21 protein-coding genes are annotated in these 20,818 nt (G+C 62.5%); 6 read left to right on the top strand and 15 right to left on the bottom strand.

Features of this window, described 5'->3' with window-relative positions; translation table 11 throughout:
* Positions 1-14: 14 nt before the first annotated feature.
* The 4 genes from G3W89_RS28805 to G3W89_RS28820 form a co-directional block, all read right to left on the bottom strand.
* Positions 15-1,031, bottom strand: a complete 1,017-nt coding sequence (locus G3W89_RS28805; protein ID WP_162577698.1) for a glyoxalase superfamily protein — start codon at positions 1,029-1,031, stop codon at positions 15-17.
* 219 nt (positions 1,032-1,250) lie between these two features.
* Complete coding sequence (locus tag G3W89_RS28810) at positions 1,251-2,537, bottom strand: vWA domain-containing protein (protein WP_162571084.1); 1,287 nt, start codon at positions 2,535-2,537, stop codon at positions 1,251-1,253.
* Between the two features lie 22 nt (positions 2,538-2,559).
* On the bottom strand, positions 2,560-3,486 hold the full coding sequence (locus tag G3W89_RS28815) for a hypothetical protein (RefSeq protein WP_068673835.1): 927 nt from the start codon (positions 3,484-3,486) through the stop codon (positions 2,560-2,562).
* Between the two features lie 18 nt (positions 3,487-3,504).
* A complete protein-coding gene (locus G3W89_RS28820) occupies positions 3,505-4,539 on the bottom strand; it encodes an ATP-binding protein (protein ID WP_162571083.1) in 1,035 nt (344 codons plus the stop codon).
* Between the two features lie 160 nt (positions 4,540-4,699).
* Between G3W89_RS28820 and rnhA the strand changes: the two genes are divergently transcribed.
* Positions 4,700-5,200 carry a ribonuclease HI gene (gene rnhA / locus G3W89_RS28825; protein ID WP_162571082.1) on the top strand — a complete coding sequence of 167 codons (501 nt, stop codon included), beginning with the start codon at positions 4,700-4,702 and terminating at the stop codon, positions 5,198-5,200.
* A gap of 118 nt (positions 5,201-5,318) precedes the next feature.
* Here rnhA and G3W89_RS28830 read toward each other — a convergent pair whose 3' ends face one another.
* Entirely contained in the window at positions 5,319-6,419 is a 1,101-nt protein-coding gene (locus G3W89_RS28830) for an AAA family ATPase (RefSeq protein ID WP_162577699.1), read from the bottom strand.
* A 192-nt stretch (positions 6,420-6,611) separates the two neighbouring features.
* Here G3W89_RS28830 and G3W89_RS28835 point away from each other — a divergent pair, with 192 nt between their 5' ends.
* On the top strand, positions 6,612-7,061 hold the full coding sequence (locus G3W89_RS28835) for a hypothetical protein (protein WP_162577700.1): 450 nt from the start codon (positions 6,612-6,614) through the stop codon (positions 7,059-7,061).
* Between the two features lie 696 nt (positions 7,062-7,757).
* Here the strand turns inward: G3W89_RS28835 and G3W89_RS28840 are convergent.
* Positions 7,758-8,834 (bottom strand): GIY-YIG nuclease family protein, encoded by a 1,077-nt coding sequence (locus tag G3W89_RS28840; RefSeq protein ID WP_162571080.1) that lies wholly within the window; start codon positions 8,832-8,834, stop codon positions 7,758-7,760.
* Between the two features lie 78 nt (positions 8,835-8,912).
* Between G3W89_RS28840 and G3W89_RS28845 the strand changes: the two genes are divergently transcribed.
* The 3 genes from G3W89_RS28845 (at position 8,913) to G3W89_RS28855 (ending at position 11,498) form a co-directional block, all read left to right on the top strand.
* Entirely contained in the window at positions 8,913-10,298 is a 1,386-nt protein-coding gene (locus tag G3W89_RS28845) for a hypothetical protein (RefSeq protein ID WP_162571079.1), read from the top strand.
* Positions 10,299-10,522: 224 nt separating this feature from the next.
* Complete coding sequence (locus G3W89_RS28850; RefSeq protein WP_162571078.1) at positions 10,523-10,987, top strand: GatB/YqeY domain-containing protein; 465 nt, start codon at positions 10,523-10,525, stop codon at positions 10,985-10,987.
* Between the two features lie 100 nt (positions 10,988-11,087).
* Complete coding sequence (locus G3W89_RS28855) at positions 11,088-11,498, top strand: hypothetical protein (protein ID WP_162571077.1); 411 nt, start codon at positions 11,088-11,090, stop codon at positions 11,496-11,498.
* 51 nt (positions 11,499-11,549) lie between these two features.
* On the opposite strand, the gene G3W89_RS28860 is transcribed toward G3W89_RS28855, so the two are convergent.
* From G3W89_RS28860 to G3W89_RS28900, 9 genes are all read right to left on the bottom strand, one after another.
* The gene (locus G3W89_RS28860) at positions 11,550-12,761 is read right to left on the bottom strand and encodes a WGR domain-containing protein (RefSeq protein ID WP_162577701.1); all 1,212 of its coding nucleotides are present in this window, start codon (positions 12,759-12,761) and stop codon (positions 11,550-11,552) included.
* Positions 12,762-13,080: 319 nt separating this feature from the next.
* On the bottom strand, positions 13,081-14,031 hold the full coding sequence (locus tag G3W89_RS28865; protein WP_162571075.1) for a hypothetical protein: 951 nt from the start codon (positions 14,029-14,031) through the stop codon (positions 13,081-13,083).
* A 247-nt stretch (positions 14,032-14,278) separates the two neighbouring features.
* A complete protein-coding gene (locus tag G3W89_RS28870; protein ID WP_162571074.1) occupies positions 14,279-14,998 on the bottom strand; it encodes an SIMPL domain-containing protein in 720 nt (239 codons plus the stop codon).
* Positions 14,999-15,128: 130 nt separating this feature from the next.
* On the bottom strand, positions 15,129-15,542 hold the full coding sequence (locus tag G3W89_RS33050) for a hypothetical protein (RefSeq protein WP_174258345.1): 414 nt from the start codon (positions 15,540-15,542) through the stop codon (positions 15,129-15,131).
* A gap of 446 nt (positions 15,543-15,988) precedes the next feature.
* Complete coding sequence (locus tag G3W89_RS28880; RefSeq protein WP_068673858.1) at positions 15,989-16,318, bottom strand: hypothetical protein; 330 nt, start codon at positions 16,316-16,318, stop codon at positions 15,989-15,991.
* Positions 16,319-16,360: 42 nt separating this feature from the next.
* Complete coding sequence (locus G3W89_RS28885) at positions 16,361-16,705, bottom strand: hypothetical protein (RefSeq protein WP_068673860.1); 345 nt, start codon at positions 16,703-16,705, stop codon at positions 16,361-16,363.
* A 13-nt stretch (positions 16,706-16,718) separates the two neighbouring features.
* Entirely contained in the window at positions 16,719-17,138 is a 420-nt protein-coding gene (locus G3W89_RS28890) for a hypothetical protein (protein WP_146039457.1), read from the bottom strand.
* Between the two features lie 641 nt (positions 17,139-17,779).
* A complete protein-coding gene (locus G3W89_RS28895; RefSeq protein ID WP_162571073.1) occupies positions 17,780-18,484 on the bottom strand; it encodes a hypothetical protein in 705 nt (234 codons plus the stop codon).
* A gap of 94 nt (positions 18,485-18,578) precedes the next feature.
* Positions 18,579-18,872 carry a hypothetical protein gene (locus G3W89_RS28900; protein WP_068673866.1) on the bottom strand — a complete coding sequence of 98 codons (294 nt, stop codon included), beginning with the start codon at positions 18,870-18,872 and terminating at the stop codon, positions 18,579-18,581.
* Between the two features lie 1,006 nt (positions 18,873-19,878).
* Here G3W89_RS28900 and G3W89_RS28905 point away from each other — a divergent pair.
* Positions 19,879-20,679, top strand: a complete 801-nt coding sequence (locus G3W89_RS28905) for a vWA domain-containing protein (RefSeq protein WP_162571071.1) — start codon at positions 19,879-19,881, stop codon at positions 20,677-20,679.
* Positions 20,680-20,818 lie beyond the last annotated feature (139 nt).

Raw genomic sequence — 20,818 nt, forward strand, 5'->3', positions numbered from 1 at the left:
CGGCTCGAATGACGTCAGGCGGGAGTTGACCCGGCGACGGTGTAATGCGTACCTTGCGCGAAGACCTGCTCGTCGTTTGCAATGGCCAGCCAGGTGATTGGGGCCATCGGGTGACCTGCGAGATTGCCCGCAGGCAGTGCTTCATCGAGGATTTCGAGCTCGTTCTCGTCGAATAATGCGCCACGAAGCTCGTACTCGAAATACCGCGTGAGCGCCGAAGCGTGATACACGCTGCGAAGCTCCTCGTTGGTCAGCTTGACCCAGCCATGCACATGCACGCAGTCCAGGATGTACCGAGCCACGGTCTCCAGGGCCTCGACCGGCTCTACGACATGCTCAAGGCCGTAGGCTTTGAGCGTCACCGGCTTTCTTTCCTTGATGTCGCCTTCGCCCGGAGACATCTCGTCGATGAGCTCTGTGCTGGTTCCGTCGACTTGCACGTTCAGGTAGAGAAACGCTGCGGCCACGTCTTCTGGCACCTTGGTATCCTGTCTCAGGACACCCTTCGCAACGTCGAGCATGGCTCGGACCGCCGCTCCGTGCTTTCCGATTTCGTCGTCCCCGCACCAGCCGGTGTCGGCAATCTTTCCGGTGACCCGGTCGATGACAGACGCGATGGTGACGCTGCAGAAGTCCGCATTGCGGTCAACTTGACAGCAGACCGCGGCCTCTAGCGCGTCAGCACCCCCGAAGTCGTCCGAGTAGCGCTGATTGTTGTCTTCATAGAGGGCGTGCACGGTGTATCGCGGCTGCCCAGGCTTCCAGGCATTCGGGTCCTCCTCGGCGCGCGTGGCGGCCGGCCGATTCAGCGAGGCGAGCAGCGTACGATAGTTCTTCGCGCCGAGGGCGGTCGAAAGCGCCTCGAGAGCGATGGTGTTCTTGACCTTCACGCCCTTGGACGCAAAGAATTCGGTCATGCGGCGTGCCGACTCCTTGAAGAGGTCGACATTCGATTGTTCTTGAACTTCCATGAGATTTCTCCGTTTGGCAGTTGGCCTGTTGCTTTCAAGATGTTCGCGTTGTCCCGACATGCCAACCGCTAGGTTGAGTTGTCATGGGTGTTGAGATAGGTGTCCTTTGAGCCGAAGCTCGGGAGACGCTTCGTTTGCCGTGCCTCTTGCGAGGTGCGAACGGGAGGTGAAGCAACCCCAGCACAAGGCTGTTGCTCTGTGTCTAGCGACCTATACCGGAACCCGCACCCCAAGAAAAATCCCGGACCGCGTGAGCGTCCGGGATTGGAAAAGATGTTTTCAGTCGACGTCGAGTTCAACCATTTCGCCGAATGGCGGTAGCTTTCCTCGGTTGCTTCCTTCTGGGACTGCCCAGAGAACCGGGTAGTCGGGTGCCTCGCAGGGAAAGGTTCCCAGCAAATCGGTCAGGTAGACCATGCAGCAGCACTCGATGTCCTCGTCCTCGACGTAGCTGAACGCGGGCTCGAAGTGCGTACCGCCGCCACCATAGGTGGTCTGGTCCAGCTCCTCTGCGACGTCGTCCACCATGTCCTGTACCTTGCGGATATGCGTGTCGATGTCCAGAACCACAACCCGTTCTGGCTTGAGCCGCTCGACGATGTCGAGAATCTCCCCGTTGAACAGGCGCCGGTAGTCGTTCTTCACCGAGCCACTGGTGTCCCGCGCGACGACCAACGTCTTCATGCTCGCCCCGCGCAGGCCTGGGAGAATGAACCCCAGGTGCAGGTAGCGGCGATTGACGACGGCCATCGTGTAGTCCGGGGCGTGCATCGACGTTTCGACGAAGTTTTGCAGCACCGACTTCCAGTCGACCCTGCTTTTCAGCGCCTCACCGACTAGTGACATCACGTTGCCAGGCAGGTCACCCTGCATGTGCGTCGCCGCTTCCACCGCAAGCTGCCATTCGGTCTCCAGGCTTTTGGTGCCTTGGCCGTTCTCGGCCTCCTTGGGGGCCTGGCGTACTTCACCCAGCATCTGCGGCGTTACGGGAGCGGCCTGCGGTTGCCCGCCCTCGCCGTCCTGCTCGCCGGTCTCCGGCTCGCCCGACCCGCTTCCGTTGTCCGGTGACCGGGGCTCGGGGCCTTCCTGACCCTCGGGTGAGGGGGTGGGGTCGCTGCCTCCGTCCCCGCCATCCGCGTCCCCGCCGCCACCTTCCGGTGTGGGGGGCGCGGGCGGCGGCGCCGGCGGCCGAGCTTCGAGAAGCTTCGAGTAGATGAACTCCGCGGAGAATCCGAGGTGCTCCTTGCCTGTTGCCATGCCTTGCGGCAGTCGGAAACCCGATTTCAGGACCATCGGATGGATGGCCTCGTCGCACGCCTCGTTCCAGAGAACTGTCTCTCGACTGTCTTGCCTCCAGGGATGGCCCGCTACGATGTGCAGGACGGTAGCCGAAATCAAGCCCTTGAGCTCAACGTCGACCAGGGTATCGATATACCGGGGGTTGAATCCCAGCGTCACCGAATCCGTCCACATGCCCGCACACGTCGGGTCCTCGGCGAGTTTCAGGCGCAGCGCCAGAAACCCGAAGAACGGCTGGTCGGCCAGCATGTCGGAGCGGGCCTTCATGACCCGCTTGACGTGTGCCGACTTAGGCTGCACGCTTGAGCTCCATCACCGTCGCGTTGACCGCAGGTGCGGCCATTGGCGCCGGCGGGGCACGCTTCTGGCCCATGAACGCCTGCATGACACTGAACACCGTCTTGGCTTCGTCCGCGACGCGCTTGCGCGCGCTGGGGTCGTTTTTCACCATCGCGGCGCTGACGTTGGTCAACGAGCCCTTCAGGCGGTTTGCCAGCATGTCCAGCTTTTCGTCGTTCGTCACGTTGAGCCGAGGCAGAAGGTCCGCGAGGTCGCGCACCGCTGCAATCGTCTCTTCGCGCACGTAGGCGTCCCCGTCCATCAGCTTCGCCGACAGGCGCTCGAGGCGCTCGTGCAGGTCTTCCCACATCCGGCGGTTGGCCCGTTTGAACGTGTCACGCATGTCGGCTTCCAGCTTGGCGCAAAGGTCTTGCGCCTCCTTGTCGGCCAGGCCCAGATGCAGCATCCCTTCAGACGCCGGCATCGTCATCACCTTCATGTCGAAGTCGTACTTGTACTTGAGCGACTGCTTGTCAGGGTAGTCGCTCTCGCTGTACAGCTGGCCGAGCACCTTGCGCGCTTCTTCGCGGATACCGTCGTACTGGTCGATGAGACCGAGCACGGCGACTTCAAACTGATGCTTGAAGCCGCGCATCGCCTTCATGTAGGACTCGTAGTTTGCCGTCGGCAAGATGCGCGGGCCGTCATGCATCCACGCCAGGGTGTTTTCGTAGTGGAACGTCCGCGCCGCCCGTTGGGCCGCGTAGAGCGTGTCCAGCACCTGGCACTTCGGCAGAAGGCTCTTCCAGAATCGTCCGAGGCGGCGGTCCGTCACCTGGTGGGCGTCGGTGACCTGCTCCGAAATCTTCTTGTCTTGGCGGTTGGCTTGCCACACGCTGATGTTCAGCGAAACGAGCACTGCATTCTTGATTTCCATGTTTGATTCCTTGTTCGTTTACAGCAATGCGCCCACCTCACCAGCCAGCAGCCGTGAGTAGGCTGCGGTTTGGGTGATTCCGGGGGTCAGAACGATGCTCTTGCGGACCATGAAGGCCGCGGCTTCGCCGTAGGCTTGTTGGACCATGCGTCCTGCATAGGTGCTCAGCGCACCGAAGTTGGTCTTCGTCGCTGCCGATGCGAGCCCTGATGCCAGGACCCACAAAGTGGAGACCTCATCAGGGATGCGCGCGGTGTCCGGATACAGCAGGATGTCGTCCAGGCTCGGCAGGTCCTTCGCCACTTCCAGGAAGTTGACGAATTCGGTTGCCGCTTCCTTGCCCACAGAGCCGCTTAGCTCTTCCAGTACGCCGGCCTTGTCCTCCTTGAGGTCATCGGCAGCGCCAGCCTTGAGCAGCTTTGCCAGGTTGTGCCAGGTACGTGGCGACGGGCTGTTCACCAGCTCGGTCGTCGGGTTGGGCTTGTGAAAGAGGTCGCCCCCGCGAAACTGCAGGAAAGCGACGAGCTCCGGAGGAAGTCCCTTCGCGAGCGCCCAGTCAATCCACATATCCAGGTCAGGCTCGACCTCCAAGATGGTCACGAAGCGGCTCTTGACGGGCTCCAGCAGTCCAGAGACGCCGGCGCGGTCCTGCTTGCGATTCGTGGCGGCAACGAAGGTGACACAGTTCGGGAGAACGTGCTCGTCGATGCGCCGCGCCAGCAGCAGCTGCATGAAGGCGGCTTGCACCGCCGGGGCAGCCTGGCCAAGGTCGTCCAGGAACCAGAGCGTCGGCTTCGTGGCGCTGAGCGCCTGAGCCATCACACCGTACGGCAGAAACCGCGCTGCGTCGCCCTTCTTGTTCGGGTAGGGCAAGCCCTTCGCGTCCGTCGGGTCGGAGACCACCGGGTGCGAAACGAGCAGTTCCCGCTCAGTTTGTCTTGCGACTTCGTGCACGACGTCCGTCTTGCCGACGCCAGGGGCGCCAACAAGCAGAACCGCCAGACCCGCACTGATGTTGCGCACCAGGCTTTGACGAACTCTGTTGATTTTCATTGGTTTGTCCTCTTGAGTGAAAGTTGTCCTGCTTGGTCTAGCGAACAGCCCGCACGCGGCTATCGGTGCATCCACGACGCCCGAAGGCTAAAACGTTTTAGGGGGCTTTAGAGCCAAGCTCTTTCTGCTATAATGCTGACACCACTCACAAGAATCTAAAATGCAAAACGACCTGTTCGCCGCCCCTGCTCCGACTGCTCTCAGCTACGTCGCCTACTGCGACGGTGCCTGCAAGGCCAACGGCAAGGTCGGCGCCGCAGCCAACGGAGGTTGGGGGTTCTCGCTCCGCGACCAGAATGGCACCGTGGTTGTGGAAGGACACGGCGGTGCCCTTGGAACGACCAACAACAAGATGGAGCTGTCGGCTGCAATCGAGACGCTTCGCCGCGTCCCGGAAGGCGCCCGCATCGAGGTCTTCACCGACTCGAAGTACGTAATTCAGGGCCTAACCGAGTGGATGCCCGGGTGGAAGCGCAAGGGCTGGCGTACCGCCGGCGGCGACGCCGTCAAGAATGTCGACCTCTGGCAGCAGCTGGATGCCCTCTTCGCGAAGCGGAAGGTGAAGATGACCTGGGTTAAGGGCCACAATGGCGACCCAGGCAATGAACGCGCGGATGCGCTGGCCAATCTCGGCGCGGCGAACGCCCTCGCGTCCGCCTGACCTGGCTCCGGCCCGCCGGCAAGCCGACGGCTAGCTGCCGCAGGCCCCTCATGCCATAACGCCCAGCTAAAGCTCGGCGTTTCCCGCTCAATCACGCCCGAATCCTGCCGGCGAGCATTCAGGCTCGAAAGCCCATCGACGTCTTCTTCTTCACGTGCGAATGTCCGACGTCGTCGGCAAGGACCGTCTCACGCTTGGCCAGGCGCGCGGACCCCATGGCGTCGAGCAGGGCCTTCTTCATTTCCCGCGGGGACACTTCCGCCATGTGTTCGAGCACGGCATCGGTGAGGTCCGGGTCGAAACCCCAGCCGTTAGCGGCCAGAAGCCCCGAATAGATGCTTTGAGCGATGCTGGCGGCCTGGGCGCGCGTCGGGGACGGCACCTCGTACACCATCATTCGCTGGAGGATGTAGTCGGGGATGGCCGAGAGATTGTTCGCGGTTCCGACCCAGAAGATGCCTGACGTGTCGATTTCGACGTCGAGGAACTCATCGGTGAAGTGTTTGGCCGTGTCCGGCTCCAACAACTGCAGCAGCGCGCCGAAGGGGTCATAGCGGTGGTCGCCACCTGCCTTGTCCACCTCATCGAGGGTGAACGCCGGGTTGGCGATGGTCTCCTCAATCAGCGCCTGGGCCACCTTGCCGTGGCGTGCACCGCTCCAGCCCGACGAGCTCCCGGACAGCACCCAGCCACTGGTCATGGTGCCCATCGAGACGAAGCGATGCGGGATGTTCAGCGCCTTCGCCAGTTCTGCGGCGAAGTGCGTCTTTCCGACCCCAGGCTCGCCTGCCAGCAGGATTGGCACGAAGTTGAGCGGGGATGAGCCATAGAGCGCGAGCTCCAGGTATTTGCGCAAGTCGTCGACCACGCCCTGGAAGTTGGGGCACGCCTGGGCGAGCGGCGCAAGCGCGTCGGAGGAAGACGGCTTGGAGATGAAGCGCTGGGCACCGACGTCAAGCATTCGACCGTAGGTTTTCATCAGGAGCGCGTTGTTCGTTCCTTCTGAGCGGGCCATGGCTTTGACCACAGCTTCGGGGCTGTAAATCTCGCGGGTTCCGCCGAGGGACAGCGACATCGTGAACTGACTCATGGAATCTCCCGAAGTGAGCCTTGACGCCAGCGGCTGGCTGGATTGACGTCGTGTAGCGCTGACTTTTATGCCGTTGCGCAAACATTTAAGTCGCTTGCCTAAACAGCCGGTCACCTCAACGGGAACCATTTCATGGAAGCGTACTTCGACAGCTGCATTCGCCTTTGGGTACAGCTCGCCTTTCTGCCTTACCGCATCATCGGCGGCGGTGCGAAGTCATTGGGTGTCGAGGACGCGGGTCACTAAGCGGCCGACCCCTCAGCAATGCAAGCGCAGGTAATCGACCTCACGTACATCCAGGCCTGCCAGCAATGGAAGGTTGTGGACGAGGCCGAGCGGGAGGCAGCTTTCTTTGCGGACTCGGTGAACCGGTGCCAAGCCGAGATGGTCTGGTCGAATGCATTTTCGAGGGGCCTGGCTTCCGAAGCCCTGTCAAAGGCGCAGCTCCTGCACGACAACGCAGTGGCCAAGCAGGCTGCCGCTCGGCGCAGGGCGTTACTGCTCTCCGGCCAGGCGGCCTATCGCAACTGGGGCGTGCGCCTGGGCAGGGAATATCGTTTCTGCGCCGCTTCCGAAGAGCGTGCGCGGTTCGTTGTGGACTTTCTTCGCCCCGCGGAAGCGCTGCCTGCACCGGGCCGGTGCACTTTCATTTGCGCGGGAGACGGTCCAGCCGGCCGGGGAATGGTGTTCCTTGGGTTGGACGAAATGACGCCGCATGAGGTCGATTCCAACGTCATCAGCCTGGGGAATGTCATGCGAGGCGGCAGCTGAGCAGAAAAAAGGGCCCCCGTATTCCCGTACGTGAGCCCTCTGAATGGTCGATTCCATGGTCGGCCTGGTGAGACATAGCGCAACCTGCAACAAACCCACGGTGGCCGCCTCGTGTACCGCGGTGAAGCGAACTCCACCGGTCTCTAGGCTAAGGCAGCCCTGTGTCAACGCGTTCGGCCTGGTGAGCGTAGAGCTTACCATTGGCAACGACTTCGAGTCCCGTCGACGACGTCACCTCAAGTGGACCCAGTCAAGCAGTTTCCTGCCTGGCTCAAACCGACTGTCTGGTTTTTGCTGGCGCTCGCACGAATGCGAAGGGGATTTCAGCCCGCCGGCCCAGCACGCGCCATTGCTCTTTCGATTTCCGCGGAGCCCCGAGTTTCGTCAGGACAAATCTACGAAAGCAACGACTGGCCAAGCCAGCGGACCAACTTCCCCGCTTCAACGGCCCCGCGACACGACCCAGGCGCACTTGGTGCCACTCTGGATTCCCGGCCATCGCGACGAGCGCGCCCGGTGGGTCGGTAGTTGCTTGTTCCCCGGGAAGCAGCGCGTCCGGACACGCCGCTTGCCGATGAAAGGCCGCTGAGTGCTTCAGAAAGCGTCAGCAAACACCTATAGCAACCTCGTCTTCATCGGTTACACCTACGGGTCGAAAAGCGCAGTGGATGGGGTAAATCCTCCTGCGCCAAGGCTTTAGCGTCGCCCGCTAACGTCGATTCGGCCCGTCTTCGGTGCCTTCAAAGCGGCGCGTGTCCGGTACCGCCTTCTGATGCCGGCACCTACGCCCGCGAGGAGCAAGGCTGCAGCGAGGAAGAGCACGAAGGCCTCCGGCCGAATGGCCCAGAATGCCGCTAGACCAGCGAGGCCGACCAGGGGCCACTTCGCCTTTGTCACCAGCCGGCTGCTGAGCGTACTGGCGTATTCGTCAAGCCAGACAAGAAACTCCTTGGACGCCCCTCCCCCGCGTGCGCCGGCGCGCAACTGACGATAGTTTGCCTGGAGATAGCCATGAACCGGTGGGCATGCCTTTTCGCCGCTGAACATGTGGTCGTGCACGAAAACGAGGATGAATTCGAGCTCCTCTTCGGGAATAGGCTCGTCCGGAGGAAGCGCCGCGAGGTAGCGGCCCCAGAGCGTGGCGTACTCAAAGGTCTCTCCCAGGCGCAAAGAGGCCTCGGCGGCCCTACCGAAGCCGCGACTGACTCCGCGCTCCGCGGACAGCTGAAAGAGCTCGCGGCCCCGAGCAACCAATCGCTCGGCGACCCCTGCAGGACCCTTCTTTCTCTCGGACAGCGCAACGGCTGTTTCGCCGGCCAGATATGGCGCCAGATGGTGACCGAGAGACGCCGCGTGTTCCAAGAGCGTTAAAGCCTCCTCCAGCTCGGCGACGCTAGGCCGGGGTAAGGTCAGGTGTTGCTGGGCGCGGGCGGTGAAGGCTTCGGCGAAGACATCGGCCGTTTCGGGTACCGCAAGCCTTTCCGCGACCTTGTCAATCAGTTCTTTAGCCTGCTCGGGCGTAAGGTTAAAGAATTCGCGGTTCTTCGCCGTCCTGGCACCCTGCTCATCCAGGACCGAATGCACGACCTTTTCGGCGAGCGCGCAGTCCTCGAACGAGCGCGCGTAGAAGAGCTCAAACTGCTGCGGAACCCCGGTGGCACTGGACAGCTCCGCGCCTCGACGCTCAGGCCGTCGCCTGGTCATGCCCACTTTCACCTGCCCCGGCATCGAGGGGTTGGTGAGTACGTAGACGTAGCCAAAATCGTGGTCCATTCAATCCGCTTCAAAGTGCTTTGGGCGTATAGAGGGCCTGTTTCATACCGATAAAAAGACAGGCAATCGAAAGTGTTCATGGGCTATACTCGCCGTCTTAACGTGCTTTATTCGTTTCAGGAGCGTCTCCCTATGTATCAAAGCCCCGGAAGACACCAGGCACGGTCGAACCGACAGCCCCAATTTGGTGAGTTTCAGAAGCGCAACAATGCGCCACGGCATCAACCGCCCGCGATAGACCCCACCCAGCTCGCCTCGGCCATCCAGGTCAGAAACTTTAAAGCTCTCCTGGACGCCGCGACCTCCGTCGAAAACCTCGCCCTAGCCCTGGACATGCCACTGCAGCGCGTGAATGAGCTGCTTCGAGGCGAAAACTTTCCCCACGACGTTGCGTACCACATCGAGGTAACGCTAGAGCTGCCCAGCGGGTTCCTTGACCGCGTAAACGCCCGCTTGACACCTGAAGTTGTAAATCGTTTAAAATCTCCGCTAAACTTCAACGCGACTGAAAACGAAGCGGAATCAACCGAAACGCAAACAGCAGTGGCAGTTCAGGCACCGGTCCAGTTGACGCTCGCAGCGGTGCCGGAAGCAGCGCCAGCCAGCACAGAAGCCGCACCTCAACGACAGGACGAAGACATGGCCAAAAAACAAAGCTCTCAGCCCGCGAAGAAGACAGCGGCGGCCAAGACCGTGGCTCCGCCCGCGGCGGCCGCCAAGAAGACGCGGGCGCCCGCTGCGACCGCTCCAACGACACACACGCCCGGCGAGGACATCCTCGACACCCGCCGCATCAACTTGGCCGTGCTGACCGAAGCCCCTGGTGCCAAGAGCAAGCTCTGTGAAATCATGGGCATGAGCCCGGCCAACATCTCCCATCGGATTCACAGGAACAAGAAGCTCGACGATGCGGAGGTCAAGCGGTTTACGACTGCTCTCCACCTTCCCAAGGACTGGTTCGATGGTCCGCGGACGGCGAAGGACATTCCTCCTGCAGTCGTAAAAATGCTGGACCCGGGCCCGAAGCAGCCTCGTGGTACCAAGAAGGCCCTTCGCGAGGCTGCCCAGGGCCTCATTCCTGGCAAGCCTGCTGCTCGCAAGGGCCCCACCACCCGTGTCCTGGCGCCGGCTGATGTCAAGATGCCTCGGCTCTCGACGGGTGTTGTCGCTCCGACGCGCGCGCCCGCTCCCGTGTCAGTCCCTGCGCTGGCCTCCGTGGGTGCATCGGCGCCCGTGTCCACACCGTCGGCGGCCGATTTTGCTCCCGCCACGGTCCGCGCACCGGCTTCGGCAGAGCAGCGGCGTTTCGCTGCAGCGCCGGCTGCTTCTGCGATTCCGGAAGACGTGGGAACCATCGGGCCCATCGCGACCGCGCTGGTCCAAACGCTGGCGCTGAAGGCGCGCGAGGGTCGCTTGGATGAGGCTACCGCTCTCAAAATGCTGACGCAGGCTGCCGCACTGTAGGCGCTAGCCCCCCTCCGACCGTCAGGCGGCCCGGTCCCAACCGGGCCGTTTCGCTTTTTGGGCGGGTACCCGCACTGTGCGGCTTTCCCGCCAACCCTCCAGGTTCTAATCGGGCCATCGAGGCTGTCCACCTTCTAATCGGTAAGGCTTGGAAGGCTAGACGTGTACGACGGGCTTCGGCGTCGCCTATACGGAAGTAGACCTCTAAACAACAAAGGACCCCCATGAGTTTGCTTCAACGCATCAAAGACGACTCTCTCCAAGCCCGCAAGGCCAAGGAGGCGGCAAAGGCGGCAACACTGACCACCCTCTACTCCGAGGCAGCCATGATTGGCAAGAATGCCGGCAATCGCGAGACGACCGACGAGGAGGTCGCAGCGACCGTCAAGAAGTTCATCAAGAACGCGAAGGAAGCCATCGTGGTACTTGAGAATGCAACCGATGACGCACGTATTGCCGCGCGCGACGCGTTGCGCCAGGAAGTCAGCGTCTACAACGCCTACCTTCCGCAGCAGCTCGACCACGGGCAGCTCACCTCGGCCATCCTTGGCATTGTCCAGGGCCTGGCCGAGCGCTCACCCAAACAGATGGGCGCTGTGATGAAGGCCCTGAAGGAACAGCATGGCACCAACTACGACGGCAGTGCCGCGAGCGCCATCGCCAAGGAGGCTCTGGCATCCGCCAGCTAGGCCTATCCGGGAGCAATTTAAGAGCCCTCTCCGAGGGCTCTTTTTCTTGGCCTCTCCAGGGCACTCCGCTACACCCGGTATCAACCCTTGGAGCCCCTTCGTGAATCTAAATCTTTTTCCCTTCGTGGCCGCCTTTGCGCTACTTGCTGGCTGCAATGGCAACGTGCCCTCGAGCCCTCACCAGCTGAAGGAGCAGCTCATCCGGCTCGGACAGTCCACCGAGACAACGATGCACTCTGCGAAGCAGTCTGCCGAGACCGCAAAGTCCAGCGCAGAGGGCGCGGCGGTCACTGCGACGAGTACCGCGGATGGCGTCAAGGAGTCCCTCACCTCGTTCGGTGAGAACGTCACTTCAGCGAGCGACACTGCAGCGTCCACGCTGACCAAGGTCGGTGAGGCGGCGCAAGCCGGCGTCCAGCACGTCTCAAATAGGCTCACCTCGCTCGGCGAGTTGGTCCTTGAGGCGACTTCTGACAAGCCTGCGTCAACAGCGGCACCTGCGCAGAACTAGTGCCTCGACAAAAAGAAGGGCCGCCGAGGTAACTCGGCGGCCTTTTCAGAATCAGGCTTCGTCAGCCTCGTCGCTGCTCACGCCTTCAGGCTTGAACACGAGCTGCTTCAACGAGCAGGCGTCGGTGCCGACGTCGTCACGAGCGCCTTGGTACCGCGGCTGGAACAGGCTACCGCCCTTGAACGCATACAGATACTCGACCTCAGCCAGCGCGCGCACGGCCGGGATGAGGTGGTTGGGCGGAATCGTCACGTTGCCCACATCGACTTCGGCCCCGGCTTCGTCCAGCAGCACCATGCTCACGCTGCGCTTGGTCGTGCTTTGCGCTCCGACAATCACGGTGGCTCGATGGGTGAACACTCGCTTGAGCTGGTTGCCGCCGGAGTTGGGGCGACCAGGCACATACTGGGCGTCTCGATGCTTGAAGACAAGGCCTTCGCCGGACGCGGACTTCACAGCCGCATAGAGCGCTCTCTTGGCTTCGCTGGTGTAGGCCGTGCCGGTGATGGCCACTTGCTTGGCGCCGGCGGCCTTCAGGAGGTCCTGCACAGCCTGCAGCATACTCACCCGGTACCCGCACTCCTGCACCTTCATGTCCATGCCTTCCCACTCGAGGATGTCGAACACGAAGTACGTCTCACCGATGAGCTCGCCATCCAGGACGTAGGGTGCATGCCCTTCGAGCGCAGCAAGCGCCTTGGCCACACACTCTGGGAGGCCCGTTGCCAGGCCCTTTCGGTTGATGCCCAGCAGTTCGGTGCCGGTGTGCTGAGTGAGACGACGGTGTCCGTCGTATTTCGGCTGCATCAGCCAGTCGGGGTCGTCCAGCAAGCGCTGAGCCTGCTCTTCATCAATGACGTTGAGCAGCTGCGGCACGACGCCGGTGAAGCGCTCCTCCATCGACGTGTTGACAAAGGCGCTGCCGGCTTCACCCGGCGAGTAACCCTTGCCCACCTTCTCGCTGACGAGCTTGTCGTAGGTCTTCTTCGCCGCCTCGTAGCCGACGGGAGCCTTCGTTTTCGCGCCCGAGGTCAGCGTACCGCCACGCGGCCCGTATTGAAACAGAACCACCCACCCTGGCTCCTTCTGCTCCAACTGGGCGTGGTATTCTTTGTTGGACTTGGCGTCCTTGTAAAAGAGCGAGATTTTTTCTGCTTGCATCGATGTCCTTGTGTTGAAAACAGCATCCGCTGTACAAGGTCTAGCTAGCCTTCGGCCCTCCGCTAAAACTGGCGCCGGCGCGTCCGCAAAGGAAAGCCGCACCAGGAAACTGGTGCGGCTATGAAATTGAGCGTCAGTGCTCGTTTAGACAACTACGCCTGGTTGTCCGCGGCTGCGAATCCAACTGTCCATGCGTCTCTATCCCGAACCTCGACATCGCTGGTCGCTGCCCCCTGCAAGAGTTCCACCAAATCCATGGCGTGTGTCAGGGTTTCGACCGTGTCGTAATAGCCACCGTCAACATAAACGTTGTAGGGCCCAAACGCGTCCTTGGACAGTTTCCTCGTATCGAACGAGAACTCGCCAACGGGCGGCCGCTGCGGTCCGTTCCAGAACCGCTGCTGAGCAGCGCGGCAGGCGGCTATGGCCCCTGTGCGCTCTTGGCCGCCACGCGGGCAACACCCGATGTGGCTTGAACCCCGTCAGGCGCGCGGCAGAAAACCTCAAAAAGCTCAATCGGACCATCCTCGGACCTGGCCACCTCCGCCGCCTTGGGGGCAACGGAAGCGGAAGCTCCAAACTTCTGCTCGATGTAGAACTCGTAGAGGGTCCCTTTCTTGTTCACAAACCCGCCCTCCTTCGCGCTCCAGCGGAGTTCGCGGAGCTCGGCGACGGTCAGCGGGTGGTCCACGTCGCGCCCGTCCTCTTCGAAGTGCAAGTCGAGAACGACATGGCTTGCGTCGTCCTCCTCGTCGAAGTCGGCGGCCGGTTCCTCCAGCAGCTGCGCGACATCGCCGTCGAGGTAACGCACTGGGAACGAACGACCGTCAACGACAACGTGCGCGACCGCGTCGAAGGGGTAAAGGTCCATGATGGTGGGCGGGCGAGTCGCCTCGCGCGCCGGCCCGGACGCCTTCGCAGGCTTCTTGGCCGCGCCGACCTCGAGAGGTCCGCCCTGAACCAGGGCTCCAAGAATGGCGCCCATCACCGCCTGCGGGTCCTGCTGCCACTCATCGCTGACCCAGTAGGCAATCTCGCGGCCCAGTGGGTCGCAGATGCGCACGTAGTCCAACGGTTCGTCCCCTTGGGCGTAGCGCAGCTCAAAGCCGTTGTGGGCCATGACCGCATACTCCGGTCCATAGGTGACGTCCTGGTTGTCCTCGATGTGGTCGAGCTCGACTGGCATCAGCTTGGCGTCAATCGCCTCCTGGGAGACGCTGTCGTTCAAAGCGGCCCAATTCTGGAAGCCGGTCATGGTGGCAAGGGCGTCGAGCGCCTGGCCATGCTTGAGCTCGAAGCCCAGGCTCGTAGCGAACTTCTCGAGGGAGCGAGCCGCCTTCTTGGCGGACTGTGCGTTGTAGATGTGAAGCATGAGTTTTCCTTTGTGGATGAGCGCGAAGCGCCATCACGTTCATTTCGTGTCGATTGCCTGCATTACCGATAGGCGCCTCGCGTGACATGCACGAAGGCACTCAGGGTGTGTTTTCCTTGAATGCGCTGCTCAATTCACCGTCCCCGTGAGGGGGCAGGCGGAGGGCGACAGCGCGCGCCTGGCACGTATAGGGAAGGGCCAGAATTGAAAAAGCCCCGCTAGCGGGGCTTCAGGAGTTCACAATGGCTCAACGCTTTAGGGTGACCGCGCCGGACACCGTGACGGACACCGTCGCCTTGCCAGGCTCCATGGGCAGCGGCTCAGTCGCTCGCGATGCCATTTCGGCCGACATTGCCATCGATTTCATCATCGGCCCCGGCGGGCGGGGGTTGTAGCCGCTCTGGCCGATGGAAATTTCCTTGATTTCGGTCTGAGGGAACCCCAGGGCGAGGGCAGTCACCTTGGCCTTACCCTGGAATTCTTCGACAGCCGTCCCGATGAGTCCCTTCTCGGCCTGGGTACGCGCCGTGGTCGAGAGATAGAAGCCGGAGCCGGTCAGACGCGCTTGAGTGCCCAGTTCCGCGGCCGCTTGGGCAACGGCACTGGTGTTCTTGGATTCGATGCGAATCTCGCCGCGCGAGCGCCAACTGGCGATTTTTCCGTCGCGCCCGTAGACCGGGCCGGTGTAGAAGCTCTCCGTGCGCACATCGAGACCGGACGTCTCCTTGGCTTGTGCCACGACCTTCGCGAACGCTGCTGCAGCCTGGCGCTGGGCGTCCTTGGCCTCGCGCGCCTCACGCTCGACGGTCAGGCTGGCCCATGCAGTGTCTTCCACGACCTCCAGATTCGCCGCTGCATCGAGGCGCAGCGTCGGAGGTTGGGACTCCAGCCCTTCCTGAGCAGCGTGTGCGCCGGCGACCAAAACGGTGGCGGCGAGGATTGAAATGAGGGAGCGATGAAGGCGCATGGAAATCCTTTGGAAAAGTTGTTTTGCCAATGGTGTAGCCATGCGCGCGGACGGCAAAAGGAAGAGGTCCCCGCAAGAGCGAGGACCTCTAGGAATCGAAAAGAAGAAAATGTGTCCGTCGAAGGGTGCGCTACGCCGGCACGGTCTCGAAATCCGATTCTCGCACGTCCACCCCGAAGAGCCTGAAGGCATAGTCGATGTCCCCGGCGACCGAAGCTGCGATGACGTCATCACCGCGAACGAGGGCTGCACCGAGGCGATGGTTGCCGTCGGTCAGGGGCCAATTGACGACGCAGCCTAGGCTGGGGACGCCGACATCGACCGCTACCGCCTCTGACCAGCCGTAGTGGACCAGAAAGGCGATGCGCTCGATGTGCTCCGTCAAGGTCCACTCGACAGTGGCCATCCCGAAGGCTTCGGAGCGTAGGCGACCCTCTGCCAATGCCCGGCGCACGTCTGGTGCCGAGAAGCGGCCGGTCGTCCAGGGGTTCGAGAAGGGGTTGCAAAGCTTCGCCAGCTTCCTAACTGGAAGATTCACTGCCATGGTGTTCCTAGAAATGGTCTTCTCGGTTTAGCGAGCGTCGGCTTGGCCGGCTATAGGACGTTCGGCAACCAAGGACAACCAACATGCCAAGTCGTACATTCTCGACGAAAGACCTTTCCGCATGACGAAAGCTGCCTTGCTCGCAAGCTCCGCATTCTTCCGGACACGCGGCATTTCGCCGACACATGCCAACGGGTGCATTGAGGCCGAGGCGCTCCGCCCTGAGGCTATTCGGTCCCGCATCGGTGGTTTTCGACATGGCAACCCTCGACGCCACGTCGGAATGCTCCAGCCTACCGGCGCTCCTGGGTGCTTGGAACGAGGCCGGCCAAGGCAACTTCCAGTACTGGCCCGCCAACTGCACCGCCACGTCGAAATTCAATGCCGAACCTTCGAGGCGCTTTTTTCGGGGGCGCGACGTCTCTGGTGTAAGCCGATGACCGAGCTTATGGCGCCAGGGGGTCGACCGAGCAAAGGATAAGCGGCGTTCGCTCGCCGACGAAGGCGCCTTCGACGTTGAACGAGACCCACTCGTCCGCCTCTTCCTCGGTCATGCCCTCCTCAGCAAAGGCCTGCACCAGCTTGTTCCGGTCGTATACGACGACCGGCCCGAGGTTGATGCGCTCGGCGACACCAACGATTGCCTTGTCGAGACTTGGAGGGTCCAGGAACAGCATCTCGTCGTCGTAAGCAGCTGCAAGTCGGTCTCGCAGGAGCTCTGGCGCGTCATGCTCACCACCGTGGTGGTCGGGGCGGGGCTCAATGGAGTTGGGCATAGGTCCGGCGTGTAGCGCCGCGACTTATCTGCTGAACGCCGCTTAGCTGTTTGTCGGCTCCGGCTCAAGGGTGCCCGCCCTGGCGCGCGCCAGGACTTCGGCTGCATGCCCAGGCTGGGTGAAGCAGCGGTTCAGCTCGACCACCGGAATTCGGCCGGTGAGCACCACCAGGCGCTCGGCCTCCGCGGAATTCTTGTCGGCTCGAAGCTTGGCGCGGCGGTCCATGCCCCACGGCTCCACGAGCTCCGGGCTGCCGTGCTGAAGCACCGCACCGCTTACCTCATCGAGAGCCAATGAGACGGCCAGCATGGGCTGGCCAAGCAACTTCTCCCCCTGGTACAACTCGTACAGGTCGTTCCGAAGCCGATAGGAGAACTCGCCGCTCATCGCCGCCGAAGGCTCACTGGCCCGAAGATTCGCCGTCGGCCTTTGCAGGCGTATCCGCGGCCGCCAAAGCCTTCACGAGCTCCTTTTGGCTGAGCCCCAGCGCTGCAAGGTTGGTCTCCAGCGATTCGACCGCAGCCAGCACGTGCCGCTGGGCCTCGTCGACGACAGCCATCAAGGCCTCGACGTCGGCGAGCGACCTGGTGGTCACCTCCGCGGCCGCCTGGGCGTCAGCCCCGTTCGCACGGATGATGTGGTTGAACAGCCAGAGCGAAGCGTTTCGGACGTCGCGGCAGTACGCCAGCGTTTCCTCGTACTCCTGGCCGGCGTTCTTCGATGACGCCCCGCGGCGCTTGACCACGACGACGTTCATGGAGTGCCAGTCGGCTCTGAGTCCGTACCGGGCGACTTCGTTGGGGATAAGGTCGAGAGACATGATTTTTCAGACCGCCAGCGGCGGAAGTTTGGGTTGACCCTCGATTTCGGCCACGAAGTTGATAGCCGCACAGGCGGCACCCCTCCAGGCACTCGAAGGCTTTTTGTCATCGCATTGACCCGGGCGGTATTCCCGCCACACGTCGCGCTGCAGTGCTCGAGGAACCATTCGCCAGTGCTTCGCGCACATCAGCAGCTCGGGGCGCACAGCGGTCAGGCAGGCCTGCGCATGGCACCGGTGTGTCACGGCGGGGCGGGTTCGTTGAACATGCAAGGTATAGGGGCGAGTTTTTAGACCGGGCTTGAGCGGTCGCGCGCTCGCGCTCGCACGAAGGACTCTTGCTCTTGTTTAAGAGTTATTGATGAAGTCTCAGGCGAGAGAAAGAGTCTTTTAGCGGATGACGTTTATTTTTCTGTAAACGGTCTCTCGCGACCTCTGCCACCCGCCGACCCCTTCGAACCTTCGACCCAGGCCGCCCTGGCTCCCCCTGTCGTCGCCTTGGCCGCCAAGTGACCAGCTAAGGAGGCTGCGCTTGTGCGCTGAGGCGGAAGAAAAGGAGTTTTTGTGGAGGTAGCGAAGGACGCGATGAGCGCGCCTCCAAAAAAAAGGAAGGGACCGCAGATGCGGCCCCTTGGAGAGAATCACGCGACGGAAAACGCCGCGGGGAGATGGTCAAGCCAGGTAGGCCTGCCCGGGTCGACTGCGCCGGCCCCGTGGTGGAACGTGCTTGAGCCTTCGCAGTGCCAACCGTAGGCCTGCTTGAGGTTGAGCTCGTCCACCCCGACGAGGCCAAAGGAGAGGGTCGGATGGAGCGCGCCGAGCTGGTCGAGAATCCGAACGTCCAGGGTGTGCCACGTGAAGTGGTACTGCCCTCGGCGGTTCGTGACACGCTCGAACTGCGCGCATGTCAGCCGGTCGTCAAACTGCCCCCAGTTCTTCTGCGCCCACTGGGCACGTGTGAGGGCGTTGTACTGACGCACGTTCTTGCGAACAAGGGCAACGCCGGCTAGCGCCTCGGTGTCCAGTGTGCGGTTCAGGAGCACGCGTGCTTCCTGGTGCTTGGCGGGGTCCTTCAGCAACGCCACCAGCTTGGGCTCTTCGTTGAGCGCCTCCAGCGCCTCAGCCGCCATGCGGTATTGGTTCTGGATGAAGTGATAGTACGGGATAGCGAAGGGGTCGACGGCCTCCAGGCCAGCAGGCACCGGTACCGCCCTACTCGGCTGGAACAGCTTGTCGCCGTCCGTCGGATGCCGCACGCTGGTCACGAAGACCTCGAGTTCCTCTGGCTGCCCCTGCACTGTCAGCAGGTAGCGCACCGAAAGGCCGGTGTTCGAATCTTGGTTCATGGTGTGTTCCTGGCAAATTTCCTGCCTCGTGTAGCTAGTCGGCAAGGCCGAGGCCCAAAAAGAAACGCGCCCGGGTTAGGGGCGCGGAATCAATTTAAGCGAATGCCAGGGACGGATTGCGTTGCGGGAACAACGCGGCCGACAAGTCATTGCGCTCAGCGATGAAAGCAGCGTAGTCGTCCATTTCAGCTTGGGAAAGCTTACGGGACTTCGAGTCTGCTTCCAGGTGCCGGAGGTTCATTTCCAGCGTGCGGAGACGTTGATGCTTGGCGGCCTTTTCGGCAGCCACGCGACGTTCAGCCTTGACCTGCTCGATGAGCATCGTTACCAGGACAGAAGTCGAGGCGATGACAACAGCGAGGATGGCGATAGCGAAAACGGTTTGCATGATTTGCCTTTAAAGAGAAGATGTGACCTTCCCCCTATAGTCACCGCGGCCAAGGGGCCTCCGCGCCGCCCGAGGCGGGCTCACTACGCCGGTTTTGCCGCGCGAGTTTGTGCGAGCCGGCGGTCGCGCAGGACCGCTACGGACGCCAAGGCGAGCGCCCAGCCGAGAAATATGGCGGTCGTCCAGCCTGGTGCCTGCGCTCGCGATTCGAGCAAGTGCAGCAAGGGGGCCGCAGACAAGGCGCAAACGACAATCGCATAGCGCTTCAGCCCACGCCCAATGGGAAGCGTGAGCGCGTCCATGGCGAACCACGCTGCGAGCAGCATGACGACCAGGCAATAGGCGGCGGGAACGAGGACAGGCATCCCTCGGATAGCAATCAAGCTCTTGTGCCCATGGGCGTGACACGGGTACGGACCGGTTGGACCTCCGGCTCTCGGCGGGACATCCGAGGGGCCCGCCCGCCCCTTCGCAAGGCGCTGGTTCTCGCTCGGCACTGTGGGGCGGGCGGGCCTTTAACCAGCGAACTGACGAAAACGGCGCGTATAAAACATCACGCTAGACGTTACCGGTAACGACAGAAAACCGATGACGTACAAGCAATCACCACCCCCCGAGCCACTCGAGCCCGCGGAACGAACGAAGGCCTTTCGAAGCCGCTTGGCGGAGAGCAGCTTCCGCCGAGTCGAGGGCTATATCGCCAGCGACGAAAAGGAGCGCGTGGACCGCGTCCGCCAAGAGCTGCAGGTGACCTCCGACGTTGCGGTCGCAGGCCTTGTTCGGCTGGGGCTGAGCGCCTACGAAAGCGCAATGCGCCAGGGACCTGGCGCGAGCCTTCAGACAACTTCTTCCGACTGGCTCGCCGCATCTGGCGGTGTGCAGGGCGCATGCGCCCATTCGGCCCAGGCCAACTTCCCGACCACCCCCAGCGCGGCCTCTCCTGAGCTCGTGCACACCCCCGCCAACCCCATCGCTCAATTCTTCAAATCGCGCAAGGAGACTCACCGTGCTCAATAACCCCCGCCTCGGCCCCCTGGTACTGCCCTACCTTGGCCTCACCGTCCAGTCCCATGTCCGGCCCACCCTCCCGGCCTTCGAGTTACCTGCCGCCATCCAGCGCCTGCTCGCGCGTTCGATTGAAGACTGTCGCGCCGAGCGTTCCCGGCCCGCCGTTGGCGAACAAACCACACATGCGGCGCTGCTCCTCGACGAGTCCTGGTCGATGAACCGCCACCGCGCAGCTGCCTTGGCTGGCTACAACCACCAGGTCGGCGTCATCAAGGAAGGCGCCAAGGAGGCCGGAAAGACACTGGTCACGCTGAACGTGTTCAGCAGCACGCCGCGGGAAGTCCTGAGCGCGGCGCCGACGGAGCAACTGAGTCCGCTGCCCGAGGAAGAGTACACGCCCACCGGCGGCACCGCCCTCTACGACGCCATCGGGGACACCATCGCCTCGCTCCTGGCCCGCCCGGACGCTGATTCGCCGTCGACTGCGTTCCTCGTGGCACCGTTCACCGATGGCGAGGACACCTCGTCGTACCGCTACCCTCCGCAGCTGCTGCGCGAACTCGTCGCCAAGCTCGAGGCCACAGGCCGCTGGACGTTCACCCTGGTGGGCCCCACCGGCCAGGTGGACGAGTTTGCCGCTGCCCTGAACCTCCAGGCGGGCAACATCAAGGCCTACGATGCGACCAAAACCGAATCGGTGACCTCCGCATTCACGGAGATGGCAGGGGCCAGTACACGCTACATGGCGATGCGCTCTGCCGGGGTTATGGCCTCCGCCTCGCTCTACGCCGGCCGATAGGGCTTGCTAGCTTTGTCAGCGAACGCCCCGCCCAGCGCGGGGCGTCTTGCCATGGGCCGTCCAGCGGGCACGCCCGGTCCCCACGGCACATTCCCCCAGGAGAGCCCCAGGCTCTCTTTTTTTCTGGGCTCGCGCGGCC

The organism is Variovorax sp. PBL-H6, from assembly GCF_901827155.1.
In the GTDB taxonomy this organism is placed as follows: domain Bacteria; phylum Pseudomonadota; class Gammaproteobacteria; order Burkholderiales; family Burkholderiaceae_C; genus Variovorax.